7 protein-coding genes and 2 pseudogenes are annotated in these 8,571 nt (G+C 71.6%); all 9 read left to right on the top strand.

What is annotated here, in order from left to right:
• Positions 1–1,483: pseudogene (locus GTW43_RS12380) on the top strand (ATP-grasp domain-containing protein); the annotation flags it as partial.
• Positions 1,484–1,563: 80 nt separating this feature from the next.
• Complete coding sequence (locus GTW43_RS12375) at positions 1,564–2,667, top strand: quinone-dependent dihydroorotate dehydrogenase (protein WP_161301704.1); 1,104 nt, start codon at positions 1,564–1,566, stop codon at positions 2,665–2,667.
• Complete coding sequence (pyrF, locus tag GTW43_RS12370; protein WP_161301703.1) at positions 2,664–3,512, top strand: orotidine-5'-phosphate decarboxylase; 849 nt, start codon at positions 2,664–2,666, stop codon at positions 3,510–3,512. Before GTW43_RS12375 ends, pyrF begins: the two co-directional genes overlap by 4 nt.
• Positions 3,513–3,821: 309 nt before the next feature.
• On the top strand, positions 3,822–4,145 hold the full coding sequence (locus GTW43_RS12365; RefSeq protein ID WP_026246651.1) for an integration host factor: 324 nt from the start codon (positions 3,822–3,824) through the stop codon (positions 4,143–4,145).
• Between the two features lie 61 nt (positions 4,146–4,206).
• Complete coding sequence (gene gmk / locus GTW43_RS12360) at positions 4,207–4,800, top strand: guanylate kinase (RefSeq protein ID WP_161301702.1); 594 nt, start codon at positions 4,207–4,209, stop codon at positions 4,798–4,800.
• Between the two features lie 60 nt (positions 4,801–4,860).
• The gene (rpoZ, locus tag GTW43_RS12355; RefSeq protein WP_005319902.1) at positions 4,861–5,133 is read left to right on the top strand and encodes a DNA-directed RNA polymerase subunit omega; all 273 of its coding nucleotides are present in this window, start codon (positions 4,861–4,863) and stop codon (positions 5,131–5,133) included.
• 70 nt (positions 5,134–5,203) lie between these two features.
• Positions 5,204–6,475 (top strand): bifunctional phosphopantothenoylcysteine decarboxylase/phosphopantothenate--cysteine ligase CoaBC, encoded by a 1,272-nt coding sequence (coaBC, locus tag GTW43_RS12350; protein WP_161301701.1) that lies wholly within the window; start codon positions 5,204–5,206, stop codon positions 6,473–6,475.
• Between the two features lie 211 nt (positions 6,476–6,686).
• Positions 6,687–7,895, top strand: a complete 1,209-nt coding sequence (metK, locus tag GTW43_RS12345; RefSeq protein ID WP_161301700.1) for a methionine adenosyltransferase — start codon at positions 6,687–6,689, stop codon at positions 7,893–7,895.
• Positions 7,896–8,025: 130 nt separating this feature from the next.
• Positions 8,026–8,571, top strand: a pseudogene (locus GTW43_RS12340) (primosome assembly protein PriA); the annotation flags it as partial.

Below are 8,571 nucleotides of genomic sequence, written 5' to 3'. Positions count from 1 at the left end.
TGACACCTCCGACCGCCTGTACTTCGAGCCGCTCACGCTGGAAGACGTCCTGGAGATCGTCCACGCCGAGTCCCTCGCGGGCCCGATCGCGGGCGTCGTCGTCCAGCTCGGCGGCCAGACCCCGCTGGGCCTCGCCCAGGCGCTGAAGGACAACGGCGTCCCCGTCGTCGGCACGTCCCCGGAGGCGATCCACGCCGCCGAGGACCGCGGCGCCTTCGGCCGCGTGCTCGCCGAGGCCGGCCTGCCCGCGCCCAAGCACGGCACCGCGACGACCTTCGCCGAGGCCAAGGCCATCGCCGACGAGATCGGCTACCCGGTCCTGGTCCGCCCGTCCTACGTGCTCGGCGGCCGCGGCATGGAGATCGTCTACGACGAGACCCGCCTGTCCTCGTACATCGAGGAGTCCACGGAGATCAGCCCGTCCCGCCCGGTCCTCGTCGACCGCTTCCTGGACGACGCGATCGAGATCGACGTCGACGCCCTCTACGACGGCACCGAGCTCTACCTCGGCGGCGTCATGGAGCACATCGAGGAGGCCGGCATCCACTCCGGCGACTCGGCGTGCGCCCTGCCCCCGATCACGCTCGGCGGCTTCGACATCAAGCGCCTGCGCGCCTCCACCGAGGCCATCGCCAAGGGCGTCGGCGTGCGCGGCCTGATCAACATCCAGTTCGCGATGGCGGGTGACATCCTCTACGTCCTGGAGGCCAACCCGCGCGCGTCGCGCACCGTCCCCTTCACCTCGAAGGCGACCGCGGTGCCGCTCGCCAAGGCCGCCGCGCGCATCTCGCTCGGCGCGACCGTCGCCGAGCTGCGCGCCGAGGGCCTGCTGCCGAGGACCGGCGACGGCGGCACGCTCCCCATGGACGCGCCCATCTCCGTCAAGGAGGCCGTCATGCCGTGGTCGCGCTTCCGCGACATCCACGGCCGCGGCGTCGACACGGTCCTCGGCCCGGAGATGCGCTCCACCGGCGAGGTCATGGGCATCGACTCGGTCTTCGGCACGGCGTACGCCAAGTCGCAGGCCGGCGCGTACGGCCCGCTGCCCACCAAGGGCCGCGCGTTCATCTCCGTCGCCAACCGCGACAAGCGCTCGATGATCTTCCCGGCCCGCGAGCTGGTCGCCCACGGCTTCGAGCTCCTGGCGACCTCCGGCACCGCCGAGGTCCTCAAGCGCAACGGCATCAACGCCACGGTCGTGCGCAAGCAGTCCGAGGGCGAGGGCCCGAACGGCGAGAAGACGATCGTCCAGCTCATCCACGACGGCGACGTCGACCTGATCGTCAACACGCCGTACGGCACCGGCGGCCGCCTCGACGGCTACGACATCCGCACGGCGGCCGTGGCCCGCGCCGTGCCCTGCCTCACGACGGTGCAGGCGCTCGCCGCGGCGGTCCAGGGCATCGACGCGCTCAACCACGGCGACGTGGGCGTCAGGTCCCTCCAGGAACACGCGGAACACCTGACCGCGGCCCGCGACTAGCAGCCCAAGAGGGGGACACCGAACGGTGTCCCCCTCTTCATGAGCCCTCCCGGCTCATGCGCACCCCTAGGACTTCAGCCATGTACAAGCTGTTCTTCAACCTCGTCTTCAAGCGCATGGACCCCGAGAAGGCCCACTACCTGGCCTTCCGCTGGATCCGTCTCGCGGCCCGCACCCCCGTCCTGCGCACCTTCGTGGCCGCGGCGCTCGCTCCCCGGTACAAGGAGCTGCGCACCGAGGCCCTCGGGCTGCGCATGCACGGTCCCTTCGGCCTCGCCGCCGGCTTCGACAAGAACGCGATCGCCATCGACGGCATGACGATGCTCGGCTTCGACCACATCGAGATCGGCACCGTCACCGGCGAGCCGCAGCCCGGCAACCCCAAGAAGCGCCTCTTCCGCCTCGTGCAGGACCGCGCGCTCATCAACCGCATGGGCTTCAACAACGAGGGCTCCCTCGCCGTGGCGGCCCGCCTCGCCTCCCGCAACCCGGTCTTCAGGACCACGGTCGGCGTCAACATCGGCAAGACCAAGGTCGTGCCCGAGGAGGAGGCCGTCGGCGACTACGTGAAGTCGACCGAACGCCTCGCCGCCTTCGCCGACTACCTCGTCGTCAACGTCTCCTCGCCCAACACGCCCGGCCTGCGCAACCTCCAGGCCACCGAGGCGCTGCGCCCGCTGCTCACCGCCGTGCGCGAGGCCGCCGACCGCACGGTGCGCGCGCGTCACGTGCCCCTGCTCGTCAAGATCGCGCCCGACCTGGCCGACGAGGACGTCGACGCCGTCGCCGACCTGGCCGTCGAGCTGGGCCTGGACGGCATCATCGCGACGAACACGACGATCTCCCGCGCGGGCCTGCGCACCCGGGGCGACGTGGTGAACGAGACGGGCGGCCTGTCCGGCGCCCCCCTCAAGGAGCGCTCCCTGGAGGTCCTCAGGCGCCTCTACGCGCGCGTGGGGGACAAGATCACCCTGGTGGGCGTCGGAGGCGTGGAGAACGCCGAGGACGCCTGGCAGCGCATCCTCGCCGGCGCCACCCTGGTCCAGGGGTACAGCGCCTTCATCTACGAGGGTCCTTTCTACGCCCGCGCGATCCACAAGGGCCTCGCCGCCCGGCTGAACAACTCCCCGCACGCCACGCTCGCCGACGCGGTCGGCGCCGATGTGAAGAAGGTGTCCGCATGACCGTTCTGGAGCCCTTCGGCGCGCGACTGCGCCGTGTCATGGACGAGCGCGGTCCGCTGTGCGTCGGCATCGACCCGCACGCCGCCCTGCTGTCCTCCTGGGGCCTGAACGACGACATCGCCGGTCTGGAGAGCTTCACGCGCACGACCGTCGAGGCCCTGGCGGGCACCGTCGCCGTGGTCAAGCCCCAGTCGGCGTTCTTCGAGCGCTTCGGCTCGCGCGGCATCGCCGTCCTGGAGCGCGCCACGGCCGAGCTGCGCGCCGCCGGCACGCTCGTCGTCATGGACGCCAAGCGCGGCGACATCGGCTCCACCATGGCCGCGTACGCGGAGACCTTCCTGCACAAGGACTCCCCGCTGTTCTCGGACGCCGTGACCGTGTCGCCGTACCTCGGCTACGGATCGCTGAAGCCGGCCGTGGACCTCGCGCGCGAGTCCGGCGCGGGCCTGTTCGTGCTCGCCCTCACCTCGAACCCCGAGGGCGGCGAGGTGCAGCACGCGGTGCGCGCGGACGGCCGCTCCGTGGGCGCGACGATGCTCGGCCACCTCGCCGAGGAGAACGCGGGCGAGACCCCGATGGGCTCCTTCGGCGCCGTCGTCGGCGCGACGCTGGGCGACCTGTCCTCGTACCCGCTCGACGTCAACGGGCCGCTGCTCGCCCCCGGCATCGGCGCGCAGGGCGCCACGCCCGCCGATCTCCCGTCGGTCTTCGGCGCGGCCGTGCGCAATGTCGTGCCGAGCGTGAGCCGGGGTGTCCTGAAGGCGGGTCCGTCGGTCGCGGCGCTGCGTGACACCGCGGTCCGGTTCGCGGACGAGGTGCGCGAGGCGCTCGCGGGCGCCGTCTGACGTCCCGGAATGCGCTGCGGAGGGTCGGCACGGCACGCCGAAAAGGGTGGCACTGCGTGCCGACCTTCGCTCCGGTACCCGCATACGGGCCGATTTCCGGGGCTAATTGTCTGAAATGTCCAGCCTCTGCAAGGCTGACCAGGACTTTTCCGCTGTTCTCGCTGACTCCGGCGGTGATGGCCGCTAGTCTCCGTCGGGAGTGAACGGGTGAACGCGGCAAGCCGCGCCGCTCTTTGCTCGCCTGGTGTGGGGCGACTAGGTTCCTCACCGGTCCGTATCCGACAGTTCGACATCCGAGGTGACGTAGGCGTGGCTCTTCCGCCCCTTACCCCTGAACAGCGCGCAGCCGCGCTCGAAAAGGCCGCCGCGGCTCGCCGGGAGCGGGCCGAGGTCAAGAATCGACTCAAGCACTCCGGCGCCTCCCTGCACGAGGTCATCAAGCAGGGGCAGGAGAACGACGTCATCGGCAAGATGAAGGTCTCCGCCCTGCTCGAGTCCCTCCCGGGCGTGGGCAAGGTCCGCGCCAAGCAGATCATGGAGCGCCTCGGGATCTCCGAATCCCGCCGGGTGCGTGGTCTCGGTTCCAACCAGATCGCCTCCCTGGAGCGCGAGTTCGGCAGCACCGGCGCCTGAGTGACGTGGCCGCCCCTGGGGGCTGGTCCCGGCACTCCGGAACAACTGGAATAATCGCTGCATGGCTGCAACATCCCGGGGGACGACCCCCGAGCCCCCGGACGTACGTCCGCGGCTGACCGTGCTCTCCGGCCCCTCCGGGGTCGGCAAGAGCACGGTCGTCGCTCATATGCGCAAGCAACACCCCGAGGTGTGGCTCTCGGTGTCGGCGACGACCCGCAAGCCGCGCCCCGGCGAGAAGCACGGTGTCCAGTACTTCTTCGTCTCCGACGAGGAGATGGACAAGCTGATCGCCAACGGCGAGCTCCTGGAGTGGGCCGAGTTCGCGGGGAACCGCTACGGCACCCCGCGGCGCGCGGTCCTCGACCGCCTCGACGCGGGCGAGCCCGTGCTGCTCGAGATCGACCTCCAGGGCGCCCGCCTGGTCCGCGAGTCGATGCCCGAGGCGCAGCTGGTCTTCCTCGCCCCGCCGAGCTGGGACGAGCTGGTGCGCCGGCTCACCGGCCGCGGCACCGAGGCGCCCGAGGTCGTCGAGCGCCGGCTCGAGGCGGCCAAGGTCGAGCTCGCCGCCGAGGCCGAGTTCGACACGACCCTGGTCAACACCTCCGTCGAGGACGTGGCGCGCGAGCTGCTAGCCTTGATGAAGGTTCTTTGATCTTTACCCTGGTTTACCCCAGCCGGGACCCCGGTCCCGGCCCCCATCGGAAGGCAGAGAGTGTCCTCTTCCATCACCGCGCCCGAGGGCATCATCAACCCGCCGATTGATGAGCTGCTCGAAGCCACCGACTCGAAGTACAGCCTGGTCATCTACGCGGCCAAGCGCGCGCGCCAGATCAACGCGTACTACTCGCAGCTCGGTGAGGGCCTGCTCGAGTACGTCGGCCCGCTGGTGGACACGCACGTCCACGAGAAGCCCCTGTCGATCGCGCTGCGCGAGATCAACGCGGGCCTGCTGACGTCCGAGGCCATCGAGGGCCCGGCGCAGTAACGCGTTCTTCTTCGTCACCACAGGCCCGGCAGTACGACTGCCGGGCCTGTGGTGTGTCATGGGGAGTGTCATGGAGTCGTACGTTTCCGGAGTCAGGGGAGCAGCGGTGTCGTCGAAGCCCGAGGTCGTGCTGGGGGTCAGCGGCGGCATCGCCGCCTACAAGGCCTGTGAGCTGCTGCGCAGACTGACCGAGTCGGGGCACGACGTCCGCGTCGTCCCCACCGACTCCGCGCTCCACTTCGTCGGCGCCGCGACCTGGTCCGCGCTCTCCGGCAACCCGGTCTCCACCGAGGTCTGGGACTCCGTCCACGAGGTCCCGCACGTGCGCATCGGCCAGCACGCCGACCTCGTGATCGTCGCCCCGGCCACCGCCGACATGCTCGCCAAGGCCGCCCACGGCCTGGCCGACGACCTCCTCACCAACACGCTCCTCACCGCCCGCTGCCCGGTCGTCTTCGCGCCCGCCATGCACACCGAGATGTGGGAGCACCCGGCCACCCAGGAGAACGTCGCGACGCTGCGCCGCCGTGGCGCCCTCGTCATCGAGCCCGCCGTCGGCCGCCTCACCGGTGTCGACACGGGCAAGGGCCGCTTCCCCGACCCCGCCGAGATCTTCGAGTACGCGCGCCGCGTCCTGGCCCGCGGCGCCGCCGCGGCCACCGCCGACCTCGCCGGGACGCACGTCGTCGTCAGTGCGGGCGGCACCCGCGAGCCCCTCGACCCGGTCCGCTTCCTCGGCAACCGCTCCTCAGGCAAGCAGGGCTACGCGCTCGCCCGCACCGCGGCCGCCCGCGGCGCCCGGGTCACCCTGCTGTCGGCCAACGCGGCGCTGCCCGACCCGGCCGGCGTCGACGTCGTCCACGTCGGCACCGCCGTGCAGCTGCGCGAGGCGGTCCTCAAGGCCGCCGCCGACGCCGACGCCGTGGTCATGGCCGCGGCCGTCGCCGACTTCCGCCCGGCCGTCTACGCCCCCGGCAAGATCAAGAAGCAGGGCGACTCCGGGGCTCCGACCGTCGAGCTGGTCCGCAACCCCGACATCCTCGCCGAGATCTCCGGCGAGCGGCCGCGGGTCGGCCAGGTCGTCGTCGGCTTCGCCGCCGAGACCGACGACGTCCTCGCCAACGGCCGCGCCAAACTCGCCCGCAAGGGCTGTGACCTGCTCGTCGTCAACGAGGTGGGGGAGCGCAGGACCTTCGGCGCCGAGGAGAACGAGGCCGTCATCCTCGCCGCGGACGGCTCCGAGACCCCCGTTCCGTACGGGCCCAAGGAGGCGCTCGCGGACCGGATCTGGGACGAGGTCGCGCTCCGGCTCGGCCCCGCACACGCCGAACGCCTGCCGTAGGGGCGCCGGATTCACCCGGGCCCGGTACCCTGCCCGAGACCGATCCCCGGGTCGGCCGCAACGGTGTCGCTGGTCACAGCCCTCCCAAGGGGCGAGACGCGTGTCCCGGCGGCCGAACCCGACCGATAAACTGTTCTCGGACCACGCCGGGCGCAGCCCCCGGACGTCCGTCAATGATCAGCCAGCAGCCGCTGCAACCACAGGGAGCGTTGTGTCCCGTCGCCTGTTCACCTCGGAGTCCGTGACCGAGGGCCACCCCGACAAGATCGCTGACCAGATCAGCGACACCATTCTCGACGCCCTGCTGCGCGAGGACCCCACGTCCCGCGTCGCCGTCGAGACGCTGATCACCACCGGCCTCGTGCACGTCGCCGGCGAGGTGACCACGAAGGCCTATGCGCCGATCGCCCAGCTCGTGCGCGAGAAGATCCTCGAGATCGGCTACGACTCGTCGAAGAAGGGCTTCGACGGCGCGTCCTGCGGCGTCTCGGTCTCCATCGGCTCGCAGTCGCCGGACATCGCGCAGGGCGTCGACACGGCGTACGAGAAGCGCGTCGAGGGTGACGAGGACGAGCTCGACAAGCAGGGCGCGGGCGACCAGGGCCTGATGTTCGGTTACGCGTGCGACGAGACGCCGGAGCTCATGCCGCTCCCGATCCACCTCGCGCACCGCCTGTCGCGCCGGCTGTCCGAGGTCCGCAAGAACGGGACCATCCCGTACCTGCGCCCCGACGGCAAGACCCAGGTCACCATCGAGTACGACGGCGACAAGGCCGTCCGCCTCGACACGGTCGTCGTCTCGTCCCAGCACGCCTCGGACATCGACCTCGACTCGCTGCTCGCCCCCGACATCCGCGAGTTCGTCGTGGAGCCCGAGCTCAAGGCGCTCGTCGAGGACGGCATCAAGCTCGAGACCGACGGCTACCGCCTGCTGGTGAACCCGACGGGGCGCTTCGAGATCGGCGGCCCGATGGGCGACGCCGGCCTCACCGGCCGCAAGATCATCATCGACACGTACGGCGGCTACGCCCGCCACGGCGGCGGCGCCTTCTCGGGCAAGGACCCGTCCAAGGTGGACCGTTCGGCCGCGTACGCGATGCGCTGGGTCGCCAAGAACGTCGTCGCGGCCGGTCTCGCGGCCCGCTGCGAGGTCCAGGTCGCGTACGCGATCGGCAAGGCCGAGCCGGTCGGCCTCTTCGTCGAGACCTTCGGCACGAACACGGTCGACACGGAGAAGATCGAGGCCGCGATCAGCGAGGTCTTCGACCTGCGTCCCGCCGCGATCATCCGCGACCTCGACCTGCTCCGCCCGATCTACTCGCAGACGGCCGCCTACGGTCACTTCGGTCGCGCGCTGCCGGACTTCACGTGGGAGAAGACGGACCGCGTGGACGCGCTGCGTGCGGCGGCGGGCCTGTAGGCCTGCCGCACGGCTCGACCGGGGCCCGGCTCTCCTCCGAGGGAGCCGGGCCCCGGCCTGTTCCCGCCCGCGCCCGGGCCACCGGCGCACGCCGTCCCGATGTCCGACCCCTCTGGTAGGAATGGGCAGCGTGAGCAGCCAGAACGACAGCCCCGAGCCGGAGCAGCTGGCCTTCATCCGCGAGACCCTGCGGAGCAGCAAGGCCCCCAAGGCCAAGCCGCGCACCTGGCGCGGAGCCCCCCTGGCCAAGGAGCTGCCCGTCGCCCGCGTGCTCGTCGACAAGGGCGTGCTGCACCTCGACCGGTACTTCGAGTACGCGGTCCCGGAGGAGCTGGACGAGGTCGCACAGCCGGGCGTCCGGGTCCGCGTCCGGTTCGGCGCCGGCTCGAGGAACGTACGGGACGGCCGCCGCGAGGGCGGCGGCCTGATCGACGGGTTCCTCGTGGAGCGCGTCGCCGAGGCCGAGTACCAGGGCCCCCTCGCCGCCCTCGCCCAGGTCCTGTCGCCCGAGCCCGTCCTCGGGCCCGAGCTGCTCGCCCTCACCCGCGCGGTCGCCGACCGCTACGCGGGCAGCCTCGCCGACGTGCTGCAGCTCGCCGTCCCGCCCCGGCACGCCAAGGCCGAGGCCAGGACCTTCCCGCAGCCGCCGGCCCCGCCGTCCGCGCCCGGACCCGCC

Source organism: Streptomyces sp. SID5785 (assembly GCF_009870065.1).
Taxonomy (GTDB): domain Bacteria; phylum Actinomycetota; class Actinomycetes; order Streptomycetales; family Streptomycetaceae; genus Streptomyces.
The sequence above is the reverse complement of the archived record's forward strand: the minus strand, read 5'-3'. Positions and strand labels throughout refer to the sequence as shown.

Coding starts and splice junctions, on each gene's coding strand:
- gmk (WP_161301702.1), top strand. CDS start 4,207: ATGGCTGCAACATCCCGGGGGACGACCCCCGAGCCCCCGGACGTACGT.
- GTW43_RS12375 (WP_161301704.1), top strand. CDS start 1,564: ATGTACAAGCTGTTCTTCAACCTCGTCTTCAAGCGCATGGACCCCGAG.
- pyrF (WP_161301703.1), top strand. CDS start 2,664: ATGACCGTTCTGGAGCCCTTCGGCGCGCGACTGCGCCGTGTCATGGAC.
- coaBC (WP_161301701.1), top strand. CDS start 5,204: ATGGAGTCGTACGTTTCCGGAGTCAGGGGAGCAGCGGTGTCGTCGAAG.